Source organism: Providencia sp. TYF-12 (genome assembly GCF_041344805.1).
GTDB lineage: Bacteria > Pseudomonadota > Gammaproteobacteria > Enterobacterales > Enterobacteriaceae > Providencia > Providencia huashanensis.
The window spans coordinates 2,731,879-2,751,913 of record NZ_CP166833.1 but is presented as its reverse complement, the minus strand read 5'-3'; the positions used below and the strand labels follow the sequence as shown (position 1 = coordinate 2,751,913).

The following is a 20,035-nucleotide window of genomic DNA, read 5'->3' as shown; positions in this document are numbered from 1 at the left end:
AGTTGACAGTTTTGACTCACCCTGCAGCATTATTTGTCAATTAATAGTTTTATTGCTATTCCAACACACAAAAAAAAGCCTAAAATAGTGATATTGTCTGAGTATTCACGTTAACATTACAGACTGTCAACAATATGTGACACAAACACTGTATTCCCCTAGTATTTAACGCTAAAATACCTTTATTCAATCGACTTTTCTGATAAAGGTTTCTATCCATGCGCCTCGAAGTGACCTGCCAAGACCGAATCGGTTTAACACGTGAATTACTTGATCTTTTAGTCCTGCAAAATATTGACTTGAAAGGGATTGAGATTTCACCACAACGTAAAATTTACCTTAACTTCACACCTGTAGATTTTCAGGTATTTAGTACATTGATGGCAGAGATTCGCCGTATTAATGGTGTCATTGATGTACGTCGAATTTACTTTATGCCTTCAGAACGAGAGCATAAAGCTGTTTGGGCGTTATTAAATTCATTTCCAGAGCCCGTTTTGTCTATTGATAATAAATTAAATATCGAATTGGTTAACCCAATGACATTACAGTTATTTGGCTACGATGAAACCAAGATTCGTGAGAAAACATTTTCTCAACTCGTTGGTAGCCAAGGTTTATTGCGTTGGTTTGAACGTGAATCACCAGAGCCTTATACAGAAAAAGTCGTTATTAAAGGCCGAGACTATTTAATGCAAGTCACGCCAATTATCTTGGCTGATGAAAATGGTAAATCCCATTGTACAGGTGCAGTGTTATTGCTGAAATCGGCTGAAATTTTAGACCAACAGCGTAAACAAGTGGTTGAAATTGATAAAAGCGGCTTTGAACAAATTATTGCTGTTAGCCCTGTGATGGTAAATGTGGTTGAACGGGCAAAACGTATAGCGATGCTTGATGAACCCTTGTTACTTGTGGGTGAAACAGGAACAGGGAAAGATATTTTAGCGAAAGCTTGCCATTTACATAGCGCGAGGGGGAAAGAACCTTTCTTAGGGTTAAATTGTGCTTCGATGCCTGATGATGTGGTGGAAAGTGAATTATTTGGTTATGCCGCAGGGGCGTATCCAAATGCAGTTGAAGGTAAAAAAGGTTTTTTTGAACAAGCAAATGGTGGCACTGTTTTACTTGATGAAATTGCAGAAATGTCGCCTCAAATGCAAATTAAATTATTACGTTTTCTAAATGATGGGACATTCAGGCGTGTTGGCGAAGAGCGGGAAGTGAAAGTGAATGTTCGCGTGATTTGCGCTACGCAGAAAAATTTACCTCAGCTAGTCGCAGAGAAGAAATTTAGGGAAGACCTTTACTACCGTTTAAATGTGTTAACACTAGCTATACCGCCATTACGTGAACGCAAAGAAGATATTTTACCGTTGACTAAAGCATTTGTTGCGAGTTTCTCGAAAGAATTACATATGGCTGAACCTAAATTAACGCCTTCATTAATTGAGTATTTGGGAAGTTATGACTGGCCGGGCAATGTAAGGCAGTTAAGAAATGCACTTTATCAAAGTTTAACGCAATTAGATGGCCATATTTTAGATGCAGATAACGTCCAACTGCCAACTGTTGCGAACACACCTGCTCTGGCGTTAGATTCACTTAATGGTTCTCTAGATGAAATAACGAAGCGTTATGAAGCTTCTGTGTTGTCACGTTTATACCGTGATTATCCAAGTACGCGCAAATTAGCAAAACGTTTGGATATTTCTCATACAGCAATTGCCAATAAGCTGAGAGAATATGGCCTCAATACCAAAAAAGAGCAAGATTAAATACAATGAGTAAAAGATTAACATTCATATTAGCTGCAATATTGGTTGGAGTGAGTACACCAATGATGGCGGAAACATCGATACCAAATAATGAGCTAAACCAATATTGCCAAGATACTGTGCAAACTATGGATGAAATCTATGAAAATGGTGCGTTGACTAAATGCTATTTTACGGGTGATTCAATCCTAGAAGCCTATCAACACTACCGAGTAGGGTTGGTTGATGGGCAACAATTCTTAACTAAAAAGCTAATGATAAAAACAGATATGGATATGCCATGTCCATCTGAAGGGTGTGTTGCTATTCGCTACCGTTGGAATGGTGGTCAGAACTTAAAAATTGAACAGGAATTCGAAGGTGGGGAAACTCACTTACAATTTAGGCAAAATAGTGATGGGACATCGCTAGAAATTACTAAACACCTTGATTAATTCATTTCTTTATTAACCATTCGGCGGGGAGGCGATAAAACGCGCTTGTCTTGCTGAATGCTTATTTTTCTGTTTAACCACTCATATTTAGATTTCAAACGGGCAAAACCCGACTAATACTATTGCTAATTGGTGATTTTTCCTGCTATATAATAAATATAGCAGCTGTTTATGGGTACCTAATCTCATTCAATAGGTTAAAGCCTACAAGGAGTCGCCATGGATCAATTCACCATTAATTTTGTTGTAAACCTTAAGTTGCGTGAATACATGAGTCAGTCTCATTATAAAAATGATATGTTTGAGTCTGCGGCATCGGCTGCTGAATTGTATTTAATGAATAAAGCGGCTGTGAAATATTTAACCAAAAAAAACCGTTTTACGTGGGAAGCCTTAGTAAAAAATGGTTATAAACCCCGCGATTTAATTATCGATATTTTGACATCGTGTTGCCCTGTGACACAGGAGCAAGCATTAAAAGTATTAAGCACGTTATCGCACACATTGATTTCACTCATGAGCGGTAATAAATTGTTTGCGAATGTCGTTAATGCGAAGAACCATCACCCACTCTATTGGGCACATGTTGATTGACTTGATATTTTGTTGCAGCAAGGTGAAAGCGGGAAATAAACCTTCCCGCTTGGTGGTGACCTAAATAATATTAAATCACTTATTTTAAACTGTTTAAAGCATCGTCATAGTCAGGTTCTTCAGTGATTTCTGGTACTAGTTGACTATAAATAACATTGTCATTTTCATCTAAAACGACAACAGAGCGAGCGGTGAGGCCTTTTAAAGGGCCACTTGCGAGAGCAACACCATAATCATCAGCGAAAGAATCACTACGAAAAGCGGATAGCATAACAACATTGTCTATACCTTCTGCACCACAAAAACGAGCTTGTGCAAATGGTAAATCGGCTGAAATGCATAGAACCACTGTGTTATCTAAAGCACTAGCCAGTTGATTGAACTTGCGAACTGATGCCGCACAAACACCGGTATCAACACTTGGAAAAATATTTAAGATTTTACGTTTGCCTGCATACGTTTCTAAAGTTGCTTCACTGAGATCTTTCGTAACAAGGGTAAAAGGCTTTGCTTTTGTTCCTGCTTGTAAAAATACGCCATTAACTGCAACATCATTGCCTTTTAGTTTAACTGTTTGCGACATGAATATTCTCCCGTTTATAAATTGAGTCACTGGTTACTTAATCTGTTTTTTAAAGAAAAGTCTTCGCGATTAAAGGCTTTCATAGATAAAGTGACACAGTGTTGAGTTTTATACTCTATTAATGACCAAAATTTATACTGCTGCCTACATTGACTTACTGTATACCTTAAGTTGTGTGTGGGGCAAGTGACTCATTAACACGGCGACATAACGATAAATTAAGTTTCTTATTAAGGTATCACGTCGGATGATTATATAACTGTTAAGCCTTGTTAATGCCCACATTTTTTATCATACCTTTTTCAAAGTACTCTGTTGAGTGTAACAAAAGCTCGTTAGCCTGTATCCATTTCTTTAGCAACCTATAATTTATAGGATAAAATATCATGATCTTTAATGTTATTTTATTGGACGCAGCGACTCATAAAATTTTGGGATAGCGACGCGCTCCAAGGCTCAGATCTATTTAAGCTTACAATACGCTAAAGAAAACCTAGGATATGGATTTTTTAAAGCTCAAAGCATATGCTGCATAAAGGAAAAATTGTGAATAAAGAGGGGGCTCAACAGATTAATATTGTTCATACTCTGTCTCTATTCAAATCACTTAGCTAAATCTGATTTTTAGTTAAATTTACATATTAACCAGATAGAAAATAAAATGCATAAACGTCCATTCACACCTTTAACTATTTTATTTGCTTCAGTTTTTTTTACTACACCTGCTATTAGTGCAGTTATTCCTGCGGGGACTGTTTTAGCTGAAAATCAGGAAGTGACTCGCCACCTTAAAGATGAACCAGCTTCTTTGGACCCAGTGAAATCCGTAGGGTTAACAGAAGCACAAGTCATGCGAGATCTTTTTGAAGGTCTAGTTAACCAAGATAAGCATGGCAAACCTATTCCTGGAACTGCGCTTAATTGGAGTACATCGGATAACCGAGTTTGGATATTTAATCTTCGTCCTGATGCACGCTGGTCTAATGGTGAACCGGTGACAGCACAAGATTTTGTTTATAGCTGGCAACGGCTTGTTTCGCCTAATACGACGTCCCCTTTTGCTTGGTTTGCTGCATTAGCTGGTATCAACAATGCACAAGATATTATTGATGGGAAATTGCCTGTCGAGCAACTTGGTGTGGAGGCAGTTGATCAACACACGTTAAAAATTGTGTTAAATAAACCAGTCCCGTATTTTCCATCTCTTACTGCTAATTTTAGTTTATTTCCAGTACATCGCGAAACCGTTGAGAAATTTGGTGCTAATTGGATAAAAGTAGGAAATCTCGTTGGTAATGGTGCATTTGTATTATCTGACCGTGTTGTAAATGAAAAAATTGTTTTAACGCCAAATACAAATTATTGGGATCATAAAAATACGGTGGTTACTAAGGTGACTTTTGTACCTATTAATCAAGAATCTCATGCAACAAACCGTTATCTAGCTGGGGATTTAGACATTACAGAATCATTCCCCAAGCAACGCTATCAAAAATTGTTAAGGGATATTCCTAATGAGGTTTTTACACCAGATCAATTAGGGACTTATTATTACGCTTTTAATACACAACGTGCGCCAACGAGTGATGTTAGGGTCAGAAAAGCGTTGTCTATGGCGATTGACCGCCAATTAATTGCGAGCAAGGTATTAGGGACAGGAGAAAAGCCGGCTTATTATTTTACTCCAGATGTTACTGACGGGTTTAAACCAGAGAAAGGCTTATATAACAGCTACTCGCAAAAAGAATTAGACCAGCAAGCGAAAGTTTTGTTGCAAGAAGCTGGGTTTGGTACAAATCGCCCGTTGAAATTAACATTATTGTATAATAGTTCAGAAAACCATCAAAAAATAGCCATTGCTATTGCTTCTATGTGGAAGAAAAAATTAGGTGCTGAAGTTAAGTTAGTTAATCAGGAGTGGAAAACATATATTGATAGCCGTAATACTGGGAACTTTGATGTTATCAGGGCATCATGGATTGGGGATTTTAATGAGCCGTCGACATTTTTGTCTTTATTAACATCACAACATAGTGGCAATATTCCAAAGTTTAATAGCCAGCAATATGATGACGTTATGGGGTCCGCCAGTATTGAGACCAATGAGCGATTACGTAACCAATATTATAATAACGCGGAAAAAATTATTGCTAAAGAGGCACCTATTGCTCCTATCTATCAATATACTAATGCACGTTTAATTAAGCCTTGGTTAAAGGGGTATCCGATTGAAAACCCAGAGGATGTGGCCTATAGCCATAGTTTTTATATCATAAAACACTAACGTAACATATTAAATATTTACTTAGCCTGTACTAGGTATAGGCTAATTTTTTAAGTTAGTATCTAAAAAAACTCCTTCCTCTGGAGAAAGGGAAGGAGGACCAAAAAGGAATAAACACTACCTTTTTATAATAAAAAATTTATAAGTTATTTTATTGCTCGTTTGTGTCAACGATGTGTCTTTTTTTAGCAAAAATGGCGATATTTTACTATTTATCATGGTCTATTTGTCTTCTATGGGTTTTTATTGTTCTGCGCTTTTGATTTCAAACATCGCCTTGAAATAATTGCAATACTTCATTTATTCGATTAAAAATAACATATTGTTAATAAAAGGGAGAAATTGCATGGGGCTGATTTATGGTTCATTATTTCAAAACTCAAATCCTGTACATGCGTTTCAGTTAAATGGGGACGGTGGGCTGCTGCCACTTGATGTTAATGCGAGTGCCAGTCAGCAATCGCCATTTTGGCTTCATTACGATTATAAAGACCCACAAAGTTTTAATTGGATCCAACAATCGGGTTTATTTAATGACCAAGTAAAATCAGCGCTATCAGGTCATTCTGGTCGTTGGCGGTTGATCCGGGTTGGTGATGGTATTTTATTAACACTGCAAACCTTAAATACTAATGTCGGTCAGCGCCCTGAGCAGTTAATTGCTTTTCGTGTATTCATTAACAACCGGATGATAATTTCAAGCCGCCACCGAAAAGTTAATTCACTTGATCCTGTTATCGATGATTTAAAACAAAGCGTGGGCGCACAAAGTACGGGGGATTGGTTAGTTGAGGTTGCTGATTCGATTACGGATGAAATAAGTGATTTTACTGATTCTCTGCATGAACGCCTAATTGATATGGAAGATTTTATATTAAATGGCCAAATTCCGGAAAGAGGGGAGCTTGCTTTACTTCGCAAGCAGATCATTGTAGTTCGCCGTTACATGGCTCCTCAGCGGGATATGTTTTCACGTTTAACGACTGAAAAATTACTGTGGTTAGATGATACCGACCGTCGTCGAATTCAAGAAATATCAGATAGATTAGGGCGCTGTATTGAAGATCTCGATGGTTTTATTGCTCGTACCGCGATTATTTCTGATGAGATAACTAATATGATGACAGAGATGATGAATCGTCGTATCTATACAATGTCATTAATGGCGATGATATTTTTACCCACTACTTTTTTGACAGGGTTGTTTGGTGTTAATTTAGGCGGGATACCAGGAAATGAGTTCCGTTTTGCTTTTAGCGCCTTTTGTGTTTTATTGGCGATCTTAATTGGAACGGTCTTATGGTGGTTGAGAAAAAGCCGTTGGCTCTAAAATTGATGACTTATTATTTATAACCCAACCTAGTTTGAGATAAATCAATAAAACCAATGGGGTTTTAGGGCAGTATAAGTCCTGCAGGTGAATGCAACGTTGAGCGATGAACGTTGTGCTCCATAATTGTAGTTTTTCTCATATTGAGTTCTTATACAGAATAATTGACCACTGTAATGCCGATGTTGATTACATCGGCTTTTTTTTGCTTAAAATCCGACAAAAAATAACCTCCGTTATGGAGGCTATAGGTTAATTATTTCACTTCTACGATATCAAGACGTTGTGTAATAAAATCTGGGGTATCATCTTCATCAGTAAAAGCTTGCAGTGGGATTTCTTCTCGATCAAATGCTAAATCTCCACCATCGATGATGTCATCGCCGTGAGAAATATTTTTGAAATCAAAAAGCTCGGTATCACATAAATGAGATGGAACAACATTTTGGGTGGCACGGAACATGGTTTCAATTCTACCAGGGTAGCGTTTATCCCAATCACGTAACATTTCTTTGATCACTTGCCGTTGCAGGTTTGGCTGTGAACCGCAAAGGTTACAAGGAATGATGGGAAATTGTTTAGCTTGTGCGAAACGCTCAATGTCTTTTTCACGGCAATAAGCCAGAGGGCGAATAACGATATGTTTTCCGTCATCGCTCATTAGTTTAGGTGGCATACCCTTTAATTTACCACCGTAAAACATATTTAAGAACATGGTTTGCAAAATATCATCACGATGATGACCAAGCGCTATTTTTGTCGCGCCTAATTCTGTGGCTGTGCGGTATAAGATCCCACGACGTAAACGGGAGCATAGGGAGCAGGTTGTTTTGCCTTCCGGAATTTTTTCTTTAACAATGCCATAGGTATTTTCTTCAACAATTTTGTATTCAACGCCAAGGTTGTCAAGATAGGCGGGTAAAATATGTTCAGGAAAACCCGGTTGCTTTTGGTCTAAGTTTACAGCCACCAATGAAAATTGGATTGGTGCACTTTTTTGCAAGCTTTGTAGAATGGAAAGTAAGGTATAACTGTCCTTGCCACCGGATAAACAAACCATTATCCGGTCACCATCTTCAATCATATTGAAATCAGCGATCGCTTGGCCGACATCACGGCGGATCCTTTTTTGCAGCTTGTTTAAGTTGTATTGTTCTTTATTGTTTGTCATTCTAAATTGTTCTTCATTGTTGCTGGTTGTTACGCAATTAGCTGTAAATTAATTGTTTTTTAGCTTTGTGATGTTCATGGTTGGGTGTCACTTTTCGGTTATTTTTGCCTGAAAAAATCAAAAAAACCAAGTCCCAAGATTAGAAATAAATAGCTAACAGACACAAAACTAAAAAACATTCCTAGCATAGAAATTTCTTAGCCTGTAATGATAGCAGATGGTTGGGGGCTTTCGATACTAATTAGTAAAAAAGCTTTATTATGTGTCTTGCTTCTTGACTAGTGTGATAGTTTGGCAAGCAACTTGAGAAGGTACATTAACTTGAAAAATAATGGGTAAGCTCTAATTGATGAGTCGAAGTCCAATCTAAAATGGTAGAGCTAAAAATGTAGGGTTAATACTATCGTACAGCTAGTTAACTTTGTTTAATTTTTTGAGTTCATTATATTAAATGAGCGATTTTTTCTAAAAATATTTGAGTTATGTAAACAGAGTCCAAATTAGCTTATATTAGATTTGAGTTATTAAATATACCGCTATTAATATTTCTATTTTTATAGAGAGGTGACAAAAAATGCCCTGTAGTTTTAATTAATAACGCGTGATTAATATTATGATTTTAATTTGGTGATTAATTTTGTTTTTTATAAAGTTACCGTTATATTTGTAAATATAATGAGTAATAGTGTAAGTTTATGATTGTTTTTGATTTTGTTTTTTTGTTATTTATCAATTAGTTGCGGTATTTTTTCTGGTAAATAAAAAGTTGATAAACCTAATTTTAATATTGATACTTTAATCTATTTACTTGAAAGTTTCGACTTATATATTATATTTAATATATGTAGGTGTTGTTATTAACTGAATTAGGAGATAGATATGAAAATTAAAAAGTTATTTACCATTTTTATATTCGCCTCTATATCAGTGATGGGTATCGCAGGGTGTTCATCAAATCAAAAAATAGAGACTGTTGACGGCCGAGCTATTATTTCAGATGGAAAACCTGAAGTGGATAGCGAAACAGGACTGGTTTCCTATAAAAATGCTGAAACGGGTGAGATTGAGCAGATAAACAGAGACCAAATAAAAAATATGAATGAGTTACAAAATTAATTAAGTTCATATATTGTTTTGGTGTTAATTTAATCGCATTCATCGATGTACTTTAGCTAGGTCATTGATGTGATAAAAAACCTCTTTATGTAGAGGTTTTTTATTTGTTCGGATAGGTAATTGAAACCTCCAAAGTACAATAATGTCGCTAGAAGGGATATGATGGTACAACTAAGATAGAAGTTGGTGTGGTTAAGTAAAAATGGAATAGAAAAATTTATAGTTTTTATCTGATTGAATACTAATAAACAAGTGATTAACCTAGATAAAAATGGAGGAAACATGCCTACAATAAACCCGATGGAGTTGATTTCATATACTATAGCAAATACCATAAAAATGGTGGTCACCCCAGTAGAATATATCGTTCAAAGTGGGGCTATAGGTGATGTGGTATTTATCAGTTGGCTATTTATAGGGTAAAAATTCTGCACTATATTAATAGTTATCGCCTGTGTTTATCTGGAAAGAAGGAAGGTTTAACTTCCTTCTGACTGGTTAAATAGAACTAAATAGTGAATTCATCACACAGTTTTTGTAATCTCATGAGAAACCTACCAACATGAAAACCATCACAGACAGCATGATGTACTTGTACTGCTAGTGGAAGTAATAATGTATCGTTCTCACTGTAAAATTTCCCTATAGTAAAAATTGGGGCGAAATTTTTTGTTATATCAGAGATATTCAAATTAAAGCTATCAAATTCTACCCATGGCAAAGATGATATATAAAAGAGATTGTCAGCTTGTATTGGCTGAGGAGATAATTTGGGGTTATCTTTGTACAATATCAACTGTTGATGATAATTCTCCATAAATTGGCAAATATCATCAGAATACTCGCACCATAAAGCAGAAAATGTTTCAGTTTCTTGGTGGAAAATTGTAAAGCTTGGGTTAATTTTATCCCATAAAATGAGCTCACCATTTTTTTTGGCTAATTTAAACTCATCATAGGTATTTGCCACTTGTGATAGCAAATAAATAATAACTGGGTAAAAACTATAATTTGTTGAATCTATTTGCTTTTTTAAATTGGTGATATTTATCTTCGTTGTTAAACTAAAACCACAGTTTATAAGTTGGTCGTATACATGGAAGTGCTCTTTACGTTGCCATGTATCAACGTTAAATTTTATGTAATTCACTTTTAAACCCTTCTAATAATAAATGGAAATTTTTTATTAGAAGGGGAGTTTTTCTGCTTTTGGTAACATTATGATAGCCCCCTGTATAATGGTTATAATAGATTAATATTTTACTGAATAGTTACATCTTGTCGAGTTAAATGTGACATAATCTAAATAAGAGCGTCCTTAGTGTACAGTCATAAAGGTAATACTATAATTTAGAAGATGGTTCTGCATCAATATAAATATCAAACAGCACCTTAAGATCAACCTTGAATATCTTAGAAAGTAATACAAGGTGGTCTATAAATATAGATAGGGAACCATCCTCATATTTTATATAGACGCGTTCAGAAACAGAAATCAGTTCTGCTACTTGCTTTGTCGTTAATTGACTTTCTAGACGTTTTTCCTTAATAAAATTACCTAATACGATGTTACCAACTTTGTTTTTCTTCATAATAGCCATTTTTTCAGTGAGTTTTTTAGTGATTATCGTAGATGAAAATTAATATTCAATGGGTAATAATCTGTAAAATGAAAGATTAAAGTTATTAATAAGCAATGTTAATTTAAACTAATTTAATTTGAATAGTTTAGCTATCAAAATTTAATGATATTTTATATGTGCTATATGTTTGAAATTAGTAGGATGTATCATGATGAATGATAAATTATGCTTATTACACTAATAAGCATGCTGAATAGATTAGATTTAATTAGTAGATACTACCTTCTAATGGTATTGAAGGCAGTATCTATTGTTACCCTGATAATCAAATAGATAATGCGATTTCCACCGCTTTTTGAGCATGGATAGCTGTCGTATCAAATACTTTGGCTGTGGTATCTTTTTCATTAACTAATAATGTAATTTCAGTACATCCGAAAATAATCCCTTCGGCTCCTTGTTGTACTAATGATGACATAACCCGTTGGTATTCTTTTTTTGATGCTTGGTTTATTTTCCCTAAACAAAGCTCATTATAAATAATCTCATGAATAATTTTTCTATCATCAAGATTAGGCGTTAATACGTCTAAATTAAATTTATTTGTTAGCCTATCTTTATAGAAAGGTTGCTCCATAGTAAACGAAGTTCCCAGTAACCCTATTTTTTTTAAACCATATTGTACTATCCGCTCACCTGTTGCATCAGCAATATGTAGTAGAGGGAGGTTAGTTTCCATTTCAATTGCCGTGGCAACTTTATGCATTGTATTCGTACATAGAACAAGGAAATCAGCGCCTGCAAGCTTTAAACGATTCCCTGCCTCAGCTAAGCATTGAGCTGCCAAATCCCATTGACCATTGGCTTGGTAGTGTTCTATCTCGGCGAAATCTACACTATATAAAATAATTTTTGCAGAATGTAAGCCACCTAAATGTTGTTTAATGCCTTCATTAAGTTGTTGATAATAAAGCAGAGTAGATTCCCAGCTCATACCACCAATAAGTCCAATTGTTTTCATCGTGGGGCTCCGTATAACTGACAGTTTTAGTTTTAACTATACTAATATTTTATCAATAATCACAATGCGATAGCATTATAAAGATGACTGTTTTTTACTTATATAAAAATATGCATGGTCTTAAACCTAAGTTTAATCTGTTTTTATATTTGGCTTATGTATGGTATTAATTTCATTTAAACATTACTTATTGCATGGTCTTTGGCTGTTGATGTAATAAAAATCAAATAAAATGAGCTAAGTTAACAATATTTACGTTTTAAAGATGGATTTTAAATGATATACAGTTATTATCATAAATGAAATCACATGCATAATATTGGTAAGGTAATGGCGACCATCAAATGAATTTTTTTAAAATAATCATTGCGATACTTATTTTTGGTGCTGCTTTTCTATTAGGGGCACTATATATGAAGCCAACCCAATTAAGTTTAGTTGAGCAAGTCAAAAAGAATGTTAATGATGTTTTGGCATACCCGCAAGCCGCTGAGTTTAGAAATATAGAATATCACTTCGCTCGTTATACTGCCGATAAAGGTAAGGTTGGTTATGTATGTGGGGAAGTTTATCGGTATAAAAATGATAAGCCTGACGGATTTAAACGTTTTATCGTTAAAGCGTATACGAATGATGAAGGTCGAATGGATATTTCCATTCCATTTGTTGATGGCGGTCATGAAATACTGTTGCCAGAACAGGTCAACCAAATTTGGCATGACAAATGTTCTAGCCCAGCATCTCCGTTAGAGTCGTTATCGTAGCTATTTGTATTTATTGCTGTCAGTAGCTTGTTATAAGGCAATGCTAGGCGGTGCTTGGGTCGATACATTTTAATGCTGCTGGGCGGTTTATCATTCTATGATAATAATCGATTAAAAATGGAGTGTTCAGCCGATTTAAAGGTGTTAGTAGCCAACGCTGAATAGACAGTGTTACAACAATATCTGCTAGGGTAAAATACTCCCCGCATAGGTAGTCGTAGTGGTTTTTTGTGGTCTTATTTTGTGCTAAAACAGAATCCAGTATTAGCATCTTTTCGTTCCATAAAACAATACTGGATTCTACTAGCTCATAGTGTTGTAAATAGAAGGGGTCTCTTCTAATTAGGGCCATGAAAGCGGCTCGCCAAGCAGGGTTTAGTTCAGCGCTTTGCCAATCCATCCATTTTTCAACTTCGGCTCTAGCAAGAGGGTCTGTTGGTAATATATTTTCATGTTGGGTTGTTGCTGCTAAATAGCGACATATTGTATTGCTTTCCCATAATGCTCCTTGGTCATGAATTAATACTGGAATGAGTGCATTAGGGTTTAGTTTTAAGTAGTTTAGTTGTTTTAGAGATTCTGTATTTCCCCATTGGTCTTCATGAATAAATTCAAGGTTCAGTTCGTGTGCTGTCCATAACACTTTACGAACATTAATTGAGGATGTTCGACCTAATATCTTTAACATTTTATCTAGCCCCTTAAAAATAACAATATTCAAATAACATAGATAGTTATGTTATGCAATTGTATTTTTATAGTTATTGCGATAACCCCGCCTACGGTGATTGAAATAAAACTCAGCTGTAGTTGCGGGTGTAAACTAATAAGAATAACTGGATTATATATATTTATATTAATGGTATACTAATTGAGTTGTAGTTGGTTTTGTTATTGATACAAAACAAAAAAAACCTTTGTGGTCAACGATGACTATATTTGTTGATATTCATTTTTTTAATGAATTTTAATTTAGTAGTTTAAGGAGTCGATAATGGTTAGTAATAATAGCGCACGTCGTTTATTAGGTATGCCTTACAAATTGAGCCGTTCTAAGAAGAATATTCGAGTGTCTATTGGTTCTAAAGATAATATTGCTGTAGCAGTCCAAAAAAACAAAGCAACAGAAAAGAAAACATATCATTCAATTACCGTTTTTTACCCTGAATATGTAGTCGGTTAATTATTATTTTTAACCCTCTAGTACCCTCTAGGGGGTTAAAATAACACTCTTCACTTAGTTTTTAATAAAAAACTCATTTCTTATCCTATTTTTAATACGAAATAAATTAATCATATTTAGCTGAATATGATTTTTTATAACAATAATTGTAGTCAGAAATATAATTAAACGTTAAGATTCCATCCATTGTATAAAATGAAAAATAATGATTACGATTAGGCGCTTTTGGATGAAATCTTACTGTTGGTTGTTGTTTTTGTGTTATATGTTTTTAACAGGGTGTTCTACTCAATTTAAATCAGATGAAAAAACAAATCGTTTAAAATTCAGTATCCAACATGCCAATACTATTCCTATTAAAGATTCCGTTGAACCACTTGCTGTTTCCGACATGTTGCCTGGCGATATTCTTTTGTCTTCAGCGACAGGGTTAAACTCGTGGGGAATTAGGCTATTTAGTATTAGTGGTGTAAGTCATGCATCTATTTATTTGGGACTTGGTGAGGTTGCTGAATCTGTTGGCAGTGGTGTGAGAGTTATTTCATTGAACCAAGCCGTAAGGGATTCGAATAATATGGTGGTATTGCGACAGTCGGGTCTTACATCACTACACGCAGATAAATTACGTGAATTTTCGATGCGTAATGATGGGCGTAAATATAATTATAAAGGTATTGTGATGATAGCCCCTTGGATGGTGACAAAAAGAATATGTGAACTACCATTAATTGGTGAAACAATACGCAATTTTTGTCTACAGACGTTAGCTAAAGTCCAGTTAGGTGATGACGTAGACCAAGCAAATGGTTTCTTTTGTTCTCAGTTCGTTATTGATGCATACAAATATGCAGGTATTCCTTTATTTGAAGGAAATTCATCATGGATAACCCCAGCAGATATATTACATATGCGTACAGGGGATGTGCCAACGTTTATGCCAACTCAGCGCTTAGTTTATGTTGGCCATTTGAAATCGTGGAGCTTCAGTAACGCTATCTTTAAAAAATAGCGCATTGTTTTACAAACAAAAAAAAGGCCAACGTATTAAGTTGGCCTGCTAAACTGGAAGCAATGTGAGCAATGTCGTTTGTGATAAACTTGAGTAATTTACTCAAGTATTCACGAGGTAAAAGATAACCATTCTCATTTAATAAATCAACCCCTTTTTTTGTATTGCTACTCATTCTTTATTTCTACTGATTTATTTTATTTATGCATGAAAAACAACTAGTTAATGCTAATTAAGCTGTTTTTTTTGTATTTTTACTAATAATTTTGTTTAAAAAAAATCGTTTAATGCGATTATTTCAGCCTAGATAATCGACTAAAGAGTGTATTCAGTATGAGAAAACTAAAAATTGGTGTCGTAGGTTTAGGCTCAATTGCGCAAAAGGCGTACTTACCCATCTTAACCAAGGAAGATAATTGGGAATTAATAGGCGCATTTTCGCCGAATCAATCGAAAGCCAGATTAGTTTGTGACAGATATCGAATAGAGCTATTTAGTCGTCTTGATTCTCTCGCTCAGCAGTGTGATGCGGTTTTTGTACATAGTGCTACTGCAAGCCACTATGAGGTCATAAAAAGGTTATTAGATTTAAATGTGCATGTTTATGTCGATAAACCATTAACTGAGCAGATTGAACAGTCTGAGCAATTAATTGAATTAGCAGACCTTCGACAGAAAGGGTTAATGGTTGGTTTTAATCGCCGGTTTTCACCTTTCTACATGGCTTTAAAATATGACTTACAAAATATTTCTTCACTTCGTATGGAAAAACATCGAACGAACAGTGTTGGACCAAAAGATGTTAGGTTCACATTATTAGATGATTACTTGCATGTGGTCGACACCGTAATTTGGATGGCGGGGGCTGACTCAGAGGCGAAATTAATCAGTGGAAATATTCAAGCAACATCACAAGGTGAACTTTTTTACGCGGAACACCATATACAAGCAGGGCTATGTTGGCTAACGACATCTATGCATCGAAAAGCTGGGAGCCAACAAGAGAAACTGATTGCTGTGGCAGAAGATAGCATACACCAAATAACCAATATGAATCATTGGCGAAGTGAAGACGGCACTGGTATTCATGAGGCAAATCCCGGAAGTTGGGATTCAACCTTACTACAACGTGGTTTCGATGGGGCAATTCGTCACTTTATTGACTCGGTTTCAAACCAGTCTCAACCATTGATCAGTGGTGAGCAGGCGATTATGGCTCAAAGGCTGGTTGAAAAAATGATTTTAGAATCAAAGCAAATGGCGAATACTTAATTAAATAGTTAGAGTTAAATATAAAGTCGATTATCATTTTTTATTTCAGCAGCCATGATAGTGAGATCCCCATATGCTAAACTTAACAAATAGTTCAGAGGTGTTATTTATTGCGGGTTTTGGCCCCATTGTTGTTGATCACTCAATGAGTCAGCATTTTTATTTGGATGTACTAAAACTGCCCTTAAAACCAATAGAAGAGGGGAGTCAGTATTTGACTTGTGAGCAAGATGCTCTCAATGGAACTAAACATTTTGCACTTTGGCCGATTGAGCAAGCAGCATTGTCTTGTTTTAAAGAACGACAATGGCCAGTTGAAATTCCTATCCCCCAAAGTTGGATGGAATTTGAAGTTTCAGATATTGATAAAATCACTCAAACTTGCCTCGAACATGGCTATAAATTATTAGTCTCTAATCAAATTGAGCCTTGGGGACAAACGGTAACTCGTTTGTTAAGTCCTGAAGGTATTCTTATTGGATTAACAGTTACACCTTGGTTAAGAGAATAGCTTTAAATTATCGCTAGAGATCTCATTTATCTTTGTGAATGAGAGACATTCTTAGCTAATTGTTTATAATTTTATGGTAAATCTTAATTTTAACTATTTTGTGGAGGGGTTATGTATAAAACGATTCTGGTCCCTATTGATTTAACTGAAGATGAATTAACCAGTAAAGCGGTTCGTCATGCTGTCAATCTTGCAAAACAATCGGGTGCTAACATTCATCTTATTCACGTTTTGCCTATATCATCTGCAATTATTAATGCCTATGCTTTGGGTTACATGGAAATAAAAGACCGTGCAACAGTTAAAGCAGAAGAGGATATGAAAATGCTAATGGATTCTATAGATCTACCTCATGATCATGTTAGCTACACCATTACATTTGGTTCCCCTCGTGATGAAGTGATTAATACTGCAAAGGATATCAATGCTGATATTATTGTCATTGGTTCACGCCGCCCGAATATCACGACTCATCTTTTAGGCTCTACAGCTGCGGGTATTGTTCGTTACGCAGAAACTTCAGTGCTTGTTGTTCGTTAATTTACAGATAAGAACCTACCTATAAATGTAGGTTCTTTCTAAATAGGATTTCTTTAGTTATAAATTTAGTGGGTAAAGTTTAGAATCTATTTTATTTATAGTAAGGAATTTTTGAATCCCTATGGAAAAATTTTCAAAAGAATTATTACGTATTGAGTATTTCTTGCTTCGAGTTTTGCGTTTTTATTTGTTATCGCTTTTGGTGTTTTTCCTCGGGTTATTGCCCGGTATTATCGGTTTCTATTGTATAGAAGGTCACTCACTGATTGAGTCAATGCTAAATGCATTATCAATGCTAAGTGGGCAACCAATAGAGCCTGCACCGATTACGCGTGCTGGTCGCTTTTTTATTGCTATTTATGGTTTATTTCTACAAAGTGTTTTTATTATCAGTATTGGCTTGATTGTAACACCCTTTATTCATCGTATTTTGCATAAATGGCATTTAGAGGAATAGGTCTATTTTTTGTCGTAATGTTAGGGAAGTTCACAGCTTTTTTACAATAGAAATACTATACTTTTATCGATGAAATAGTAAATATTCACCCGCACTTCCTAACGATTAAATCGTAAAAATTAACTAAAATACGGTTTAAAAGAGGATAAACACAATTAAAGAGGGCATCATATGTATAAGACAATTTTGGTTCCCGTGGATATATCTGAAGATGTACTAACAGATAACGCATTAAAACATGCTGTTTACTTGGCTAAAATGACTAATGCGACAATTCACTTATTTCACTCAGTACCTGATGTTTCAAGGTTCTCTATGAGCTATAGCTATCATTATGATTTACTGTCTTCTTTCGCTAAAAAAGCAGTAGAACGTTCTGAAGAGCAATTAAAAGAAATTATTGAAAAAATTGATTACCCTTCAGACAAAATCACTTATAAGGTTGAATTTGGTTCACCAAGAGATAAAGTGTTATCAGAAGCTGAAAGTATTAATGCTGATTTAATTGTAATCGGTTCTCGTAATCCGAGTATTTCAACCCATTTATTAGGTTCTAATGCTTCAGGTATTGTTTCTTACGCTAAAATATCAGTACTTGTTGTTCGCTAGAAAGAATTGCAAGTAAGAATAAAAATACAGCCTAATTTTAGGCTGTATTTTTTTAGGTGATATACATGAACGAAACTACTTCGTTTTGACCGCTTCTTTCGCTTGTTCAATAGCTTTAAGGGCTTGGCTACAGGCTTGCTCTTGGGCATCATCGGGGTAGCTTGCTAATGCCTTTTTCGCCTCTTCTAATTGGGATTTCATTAAGGCAATTTGCTCTCCCGCATTAGCTTCGTCTTTGTATTGTTCTTCTGCTTGTTTAACCAGATCATTCATTTCTTTAAAATAGGTATCACATGTTGGCCCTGCACTTGCATTAAAAGCGGTTAGAGCCACAAATAGACTACAGATTAACGGAAGAGTTCTTTTCATCATAATTTCGCTTTTAAAAGTCATAATATAATCAGGATAACATTCCATATAAAAAAACGCACCACTCAAAGGTTGCTAATGTTTTTAAGATATAAAAATTACATACATATTAAGACTATTCCTTTCCATAACTTGGCGTTATAGCATATTTTGCAAAATAGAAATGATAATCATTCTTGACTTAGTGCAGTGAAAAAGTGTACATTCAAGTACACTTTATTGGTATGAGAGAATAACTATGGCAAATAAAATTATAGTCAGCACAGAGAACTGGCCTGTCTGTGTAATGAATACCTTTCCTACATCAATGGATGAAACACGCTTATGGGTAGAGGAAATGGATTTACTATTAGCGAGAAGAGAGCAATTTGTGTTGGTTTATCCGCCAATTGCCGTGCAAGAAAAACCATCGAGGGAAGATATGGAAGGGATGAAATATGTACGCCGTTGGCTAAAATATGCAAAAGAACCTATGGAACAACATTGCCGTGCCATGGTTGTGACGTTGCAACCAGATGGCAGCGATAAAGAAGAAAAAGAACGTATGGCACCTATGTTATCAGAATTGTATGGTCCTGAAGTTTTGTTAGCCGTTGATGTTAAAACAGCCAAAGAGCAAGCTGAGTTAGCTTTAATTTAGTTATATTGCAGTGGAACTTATTTTGCGTATATAGCTGGCAATGATATCAACAGAAAGGGTGATTTGTTGTTCAATAAATTCATCGCTAGGTTTGAAATCAGCGACACAAAAAGTTGTAATGAATACATCCGCTTTTAACATTTCTAGGAAACGGGAAGAAATACTTAGGAGTGTTGTTTCATCCACTTTAACATCAGGTAATTGACTGAGTTTTTGTGTGAGTGAACGGTAGCTTTTTACAGGGCCTTGTTCAAAAAAGGCCTGACTGATTTCGGGGAATCGGTTATATTCGCCAAGAATTAGCCGATATAAACCAATGGATTGTGGCTTAAGGACATTCAAGAGAAAGCGGGAACCGTAAAATGATAAAACCATTTCAATGGTATCGAGTTTTGGAGCTTTTTCATTTGGCTCAATAAAGATGTCATCTATCATAGCGGCAACCACGGCTGCAAATAACCCTTCTTTATCACCAAAGTTTTTGTACAGGGTAGAACGAGAACCACCCGCCCGCTCAATAATCATATCCAAAGTCGCCCCTTCAAAACCATACTGAAGAAAAATATCAGCAGCGGCAGTGATTAATGCTTGATTACGGCGTTTCCCTTTTGGGGTTTTAGCCACTAATGGGTTATTCATAAATGATTAATCTTCCCCTTTTTACTCAACAACAAAATAATGTTATCAATTTTACCAAAATAGTTTGAATCAAGTCACCTTATTCGCGCTTTTACCTGAAAGAGATCATAAATTCAACGTATGTTTAGCTCTATGATATTTTAGAGGT

Annotated in this window: 25 protein-coding genes; 16 read left to right on the top strand and 9 right to left on the bottom strand. The window is 35.4% G+C overall.

The window, feature by feature from the left end; translation table 11 throughout:
* Positions 1-218 precede the first annotated feature (218 nt).
* From tyrR to ABE954_RS12460, 3 genes are all read left to right on the top strand, one after another.
* Entirely contained in the window at positions 219-1,778 is a 1,560-nt protein-coding gene (gene tyrR, locus ABE954_RS12470) for a transcriptional regulator TyrR (protein WP_042843998.1), read from the top strand.
* 5 nt (positions 1,779-1,783) lie between these two features.
* On the top strand, positions 1,784-2,212 hold the full coding sequence (locus tag ABE954_RS12465; RefSeq protein ID WP_042843997.1) for a hypothetical protein: 429 nt from the start codon (positions 1,784-1,786) through the stop codon (positions 2,210-2,212).
* A gap of 219 nt (positions 2,213-2,431) precedes the next feature.
* Entirely contained in the window at positions 2,432-2,806 is a 375-nt protein-coding gene (locus tag ABE954_RS12460; protein ID WP_042843996.1) for a hypothetical protein, read from the top strand.
* A gap of 79 nt (positions 2,807-2,885) precedes the next feature.
* Here the strand turns inward: ABE954_RS12460 and tpx are convergent, their stop codons facing one another.
* A complete protein-coding gene (tpx, locus tag ABE954_RS12455; protein WP_042843995.1) occupies positions 2,886-3,389 on the bottom strand; it encodes a thiol peroxidase in 504 nt (167 codons plus the stop codon).
* Between the two features lie 661 nt (positions 3,390-4,050).
* On the opposite strand from tpx, the gene ABE954_RS12450 reads away from it, so the two are divergent.
* Together ABE954_RS12450 and zntB are read left to right on the top strand one after the other, a co-directional pair.
* The gene (locus ABE954_RS12450) at positions 4,051-5,673 is read left to right on the top strand and encodes an ABC transporter substrate-binding protein (protein WP_042843994.1); all 1,623 of its coding nucleotides are present in this window, start codon (positions 4,051-4,053) and stop codon (positions 5,671-5,673) included.
* 346 nt (positions 5,674-6,019) lie between these two features.
* Positions 6,020-7,003 (top strand): zinc transporter ZntB, encoded by a 984-nt coding sequence (zntB, locus tag ABE954_RS12445; protein ID WP_042843993.1) that lies wholly within the window; start codon positions 6,020-6,022, stop codon positions 7,001-7,003.
* A 256-nt stretch (positions 7,004-7,259) separates the two neighbouring features.
* On the opposite strand, the gene ttcA is transcribed toward zntB, so the two are convergent.
* Positions 7,260-8,174, bottom strand: a complete 915-nt coding sequence (ttcA, locus tag ABE954_RS12440; RefSeq protein ID WP_042843992.1) for a tRNA 2-thiocytidine(32) synthetase TtcA — start codon at positions 8,172-8,174, stop codon at positions 7,260-7,262.
* An 879-nt stretch (positions 8,175-9,053) separates the two neighbouring features.
* Between ttcA and ABE954_RS12435 the strand changes: the two genes are divergently transcribed.
* On the top strand, positions 9,054-9,290 hold the full coding sequence (locus ABE954_RS12435; RefSeq protein WP_166686473.1) for a YgdI/YgdR family lipoprotein: 237 nt from the start codon (positions 9,054-9,056) through the stop codon (positions 9,288-9,290).
* A gap of 282 nt (positions 9,291-9,572) precedes the next feature.
* Complete coding sequence (locus tag ABE954_RS12430; RefSeq protein ID WP_164975491.1) at positions 9,573-9,713, top strand: hypothetical protein; 141 nt, start codon at positions 9,573-9,575, stop codon at positions 9,711-9,713.
* Between the two features lie 85 nt (positions 9,714-9,798).
* Here the strand turns inward: ABE954_RS12430 and catA are convergent, their stop codons facing one another.
* The 3 genes from catA to ABE954_RS12415 all read right to left on the bottom strand — a co-directional run bounded on the left by catA (position 9,799) and on the right by ABE954_RS12415 (position 11,894).
* Positions 9,799-10,440, bottom strand: a complete 642-nt coding sequence (gene catA, locus ABE954_RS12425) for a type A chloramphenicol O-acetyltransferase (RefSeq protein ID WP_129465843.1) — start codon at positions 10,438-10,440, stop codon at positions 9,799-9,801.
* A 193-nt stretch (positions 10,441-10,633) separates the two neighbouring features.
* Positions 10,634-10,882, bottom strand: coding sequence for a helix-turn-helix transcriptional regulator (locus ABE954_RS12420; protein ID WP_042843989.1), 249 nt, complete (start codon positions 10,880-10,882; stop codon positions 10,634-10,636).
* A gap of 316 nt (positions 10,883-11,198) precedes the next feature.
* Positions 11,199-11,894, bottom strand: coding sequence for an aspartate/glutamate racemase family protein (locus ABE954_RS12415; RefSeq protein WP_129465844.1), 696 nt, complete (start codon positions 11,892-11,894; stop codon positions 11,199-11,201).
* A gap of 413 nt (positions 11,895-12,307) precedes the next feature.
* Here ABE954_RS12415 and ABE954_RS12410 point away from each other — a divergent pair, with 413 nt between their 5' ends.
* Positions 12,308-12,658: a hypothetical protein gene (locus ABE954_RS12410; RefSeq protein WP_181469237.1), complete on the top strand. Its 351-nt coding sequence runs from the start codon at positions 12,308-12,310 to the stop codon at positions 12,656-12,658.
* A gap of 43 nt (positions 12,659-12,701) precedes the next feature.
* Here the strand turns inward: ABE954_RS12410 and ABE954_RS12405 are convergent, their stop codons facing one another.
* The gene (locus ABE954_RS12405) at positions 12,702-13,346 is read right to left on the bottom strand and encodes a glutathione S-transferase family protein (protein ID WP_371025471.1); all 645 of its coding nucleotides are present in this window, start codon (positions 13,344-13,346) and stop codon (positions 12,702-12,704) included.
* 306 nt (positions 13,347-13,652) lie between these two features.
* Between ABE954_RS12405 and sra the strand changes: the two genes are divergently transcribed.
* Positions 13,653-13,841 (top strand): stationary-phase-induced ribosome-associated protein, encoded by a 189-nt coding sequence (gene sra / locus ABE954_RS12400; protein WP_048607043.1) that lies wholly within the window; start codon positions 13,653-13,655, stop codon positions 13,839-13,841.
* A gap of 229 nt (positions 13,842-14,070) precedes the next feature.
* Positions 14,071-14,850: a YaeF family permuted papain-like enzyme gene (locus tag ABE954_RS12395; RefSeq protein ID WP_042843984.1), complete on the top strand. Its 780-nt coding sequence runs from the start codon at positions 14,071-14,073 to the stop codon at positions 14,848-14,850.
* Here the strand turns inward: ABE954_RS12395 and ABE954_RS12390 are convergent.
* On the bottom strand, positions 14,840-15,025 hold the full coding sequence (locus ABE954_RS12390) for a hypothetical protein (protein ID WP_166686476.1): 186 nt from the start codon (positions 15,023-15,025) through the stop codon (positions 14,840-14,842). The genes ABE954_RS12395 and ABE954_RS12390 overlap by 11 nt on opposite strands.
* Before the next feature lie 158 nt (positions 15,026-15,183).
* Between ABE954_RS12390 and ABE954_RS12385 the strand changes: the two genes are divergently transcribed.
* The 5 genes from ABE954_RS12385 (at position 15,184) to ABE954_RS12365 (ending at position 18,239) form a co-directional block, all read left to right on the top strand.
* The gene (locus ABE954_RS12385; RefSeq protein WP_042843981.1) at positions 15,184-16,122 is read left to right on the top strand and encodes a Gfo/Idh/MocA family protein; all 939 of its coding nucleotides are present in this window, start codon (positions 15,184-15,186) and stop codon (positions 16,120-16,122) included.
* Between the two features lie 73 nt (positions 16,123-16,195).
* Positions 16,196-16,633, top strand: coding sequence for a glyoxalase (locus ABE954_RS12380; protein ID WP_131679967.1), 438 nt, complete (start codon positions 16,196-16,198; stop codon positions 16,631-16,633).
* 111 nt (positions 16,634-16,744) lie between these two features.
* A complete protein-coding gene (locus ABE954_RS12375; RefSeq protein ID WP_042843978.1) occupies positions 16,745-17,173 on the top strand; it encodes a universal stress protein in 429 nt (142 codons plus the stop codon).
* A 121-nt stretch (positions 17,174-17,294) separates the two neighbouring features.
* Positions 17,295-17,630 carry a hypothetical protein gene (locus ABE954_RS12370; RefSeq protein WP_042843976.1) on the top strand — a complete coding sequence of 112 codons (336 nt, stop codon included), beginning with the start codon at positions 17,295-17,297 and terminating at the stop codon, positions 17,628-17,630.
* A gap of 171 nt (positions 17,631-17,801) precedes the next feature.
* Complete coding sequence (locus ABE954_RS12365) at positions 17,802-18,239, top strand: universal stress protein (protein ID WP_042843975.1); 438 nt, start codon at positions 17,802-17,804, stop codon at positions 18,237-18,239.
* A 75-nt stretch (positions 18,240-18,314) separates the two neighbouring features.
* Here ABE954_RS12365 and ABE954_RS12360 read toward each other — a convergent pair whose 3' ends face one another.
* Positions 18,315-18,608 carry a DUF5339 domain-containing protein gene (locus ABE954_RS12360; RefSeq protein WP_166686560.1) on the bottom strand — a complete coding sequence of 98 codons (294 nt, stop codon included), beginning with the start codon at positions 18,606-18,608 and terminating at the stop codon, positions 18,315-18,317.
* Between the two features lie 238 nt (positions 18,609-18,846).
* On the opposite strand from ABE954_RS12360, the gene ABE954_RS12355 reads away from it, so the two are divergent.
* Positions 18,847-19,248, top strand: coding sequence for a hypothetical protein (locus tag ABE954_RS12355; RefSeq protein WP_129465846.1), 402 nt, complete (start codon positions 18,847-18,849; stop codon positions 19,246-19,248).
* On the opposite strand, the gene ABE954_RS12350 is transcribed toward ABE954_RS12355, so the two are convergent.
* Positions 19,249-19,887: a TetR/AcrR family transcriptional regulator gene (locus ABE954_RS12350; RefSeq protein WP_042843973.1), complete on the bottom strand. Its 639-nt coding sequence runs from the start codon at positions 19,885-19,887 to the stop codon at positions 19,249-19,251.
* Between the last annotated feature and the right edge of the window lie 148 nt (positions 19,888-20,035).

Bases quoted from the DNA above. Each gene is read 5' to 3' on its own strand.
- tyrR (WP_042843998.1), top strand. From the start codon at position 219: ATGCGCCTCGAAGTGACCTGCCAAGACCGAATCGGTTTAACACGTGAA.
- ABE954_RS12465 (WP_042843997.1), top strand. From the start codon at position 1,784: ATGAGTAAAAGATTAACATTCATATTAGCTGCAATATTGGTTGGAGTG.
- ABE954_RS12460 (WP_042843996.1), top strand. From the start codon at position 2,432: ATGGATCAATTCACCATTAATTTTGTTGTAAACCTTAAGTTGCGTGAA.
- tpx (WP_042843995.1), bottom strand. From the start codon at position 3,389: ATGTCGCAAACAGTTAAACTAAAAGGCAATGATGTTGCAGTTAATGGC.
- ABE954_RS12450 (WP_042843994.1), top strand. From the start codon at position 4,051: ATGCATAAACGTCCATTCACACCTTTAACTATTTTATTTGCTTCAGTT.
- zntB (WP_042843993.1), top strand. From the start codon at position 6,020: ATGGGGCTGATTTATGGTTCATTATTTCAAAACTCAAATCCTGTACAT.
- ttcA (WP_042843992.1), bottom strand. From the start codon at position 8,174: ATGACAAACAATAAAGAACAATACAACTTAAACAAGCTGCAAAAAAGG.
- ABE954_RS12435 (WP_166686473.1), top strand. From the start codon at position 9,054: ATGAAAATTAAAAAGTTATTTACCATTTTTATATTCGCCTCTATATCA.
- ABE954_RS12430 (WP_164975491.1), top strand. From the start codon at position 9,573: ATGCCTACAATAAACCCGATGGAGTTGATTTCATATACTATAGCAAAT.
- ABE954_RS12420 (WP_042843989.1), bottom strand. From the start codon at position 10,882: ATGAAGAAAAACAAAGTTGGTAACATCGTATTAGGTAATTTTATTAAG.
- ABE954_RS12415 (WP_129465844.1), bottom strand. From the start codon at position 11,894: ATGAAAACAATTGGACTTATTGGTGGTATGAGCTGGGAATCTACTCTG.
- ABE954_RS12410 (WP_181469237.1), top strand. From the start codon at position 12,308: ATGAAGCCAACCCAATTAAGTTTAGTTGAGCAAGTCAAAAAGAATGTT.
- ABE954_RS12405 (WP_371025471.1), bottom strand. From the start codon at position 13,346: ATGTTAAAGATATTAGGTCGAACATCCTCAATTAATGTTCGTAAAGTG.
- sra (WP_048607043.1), top strand. From the start codon at position 13,653: ATGGTTAGTAATAATAGCGCACGTCGTTTATTAGGTATGCCTTACAAA.
- ABE954_RS12395 (WP_042843984.1), top strand. From the start codon at position 14,071: ATGAAATCTTACTGTTGGTTGTTGTTTTTGTGTTATATGTTTTTAACA.
- ABE954_RS12390 (WP_166686476.1), bottom strand. From the start codon at position 15,025: ATGAGTAGCAATACAAAAAAAGGGGTTGATTTATTAAATGAGAATGGT.
- ABE954_RS12385 (WP_042843981.1), top strand. From the start codon at position 15,184: ATGAGAAAACTAAAAATTGGTGTCGTAGGTTTAGGCTCAATTGCGCAA.
- ABE954_RS12380 (WP_131679967.1), top strand. From the start codon at position 16,196: ATGCTAAACTTAACAAATAGTTCAGAGGTGTTATTTATTGCGGGTTTT.
- ABE954_RS12375 (WP_042843978.1), top strand. From the start codon at position 16,745: ATGTATAAAACGATTCTGGTCCCTATTGATTTAACTGAAGATGAATTA.
- ABE954_RS12370 (WP_042843976.1), top strand. From the start codon at position 17,295: ATGGAAAAATTTTCAAAAGAATTATTACGTATTGAGTATTTCTTGCTT.
- ABE954_RS12365 (WP_042843975.1), top strand. From the start codon at position 17,802: ATGTATAAGACAATTTTGGTTCCCGTGGATATATCTGAAGATGTACTA.
- ABE954_RS12360 (WP_166686560.1), bottom strand. From the start codon at position 18,608: ATGAAAAGAACTCTTCCGTTAATCTGTAGTCTATTTGTGGCTCTAACC.
- ABE954_RS12355 (WP_129465846.1), top strand. From the start codon at position 18,847: ATGGCAAATAAAATTATAGTCAGCACAGAGAACTGGCCTGTCTGTGTA.
- ABE954_RS12350 (WP_042843973.1), bottom strand. From the start codon at position 19,887: ATGAATAACCCATTAGTGGCTAAAACCCCAAAAGGGAAACGCCGTAAT.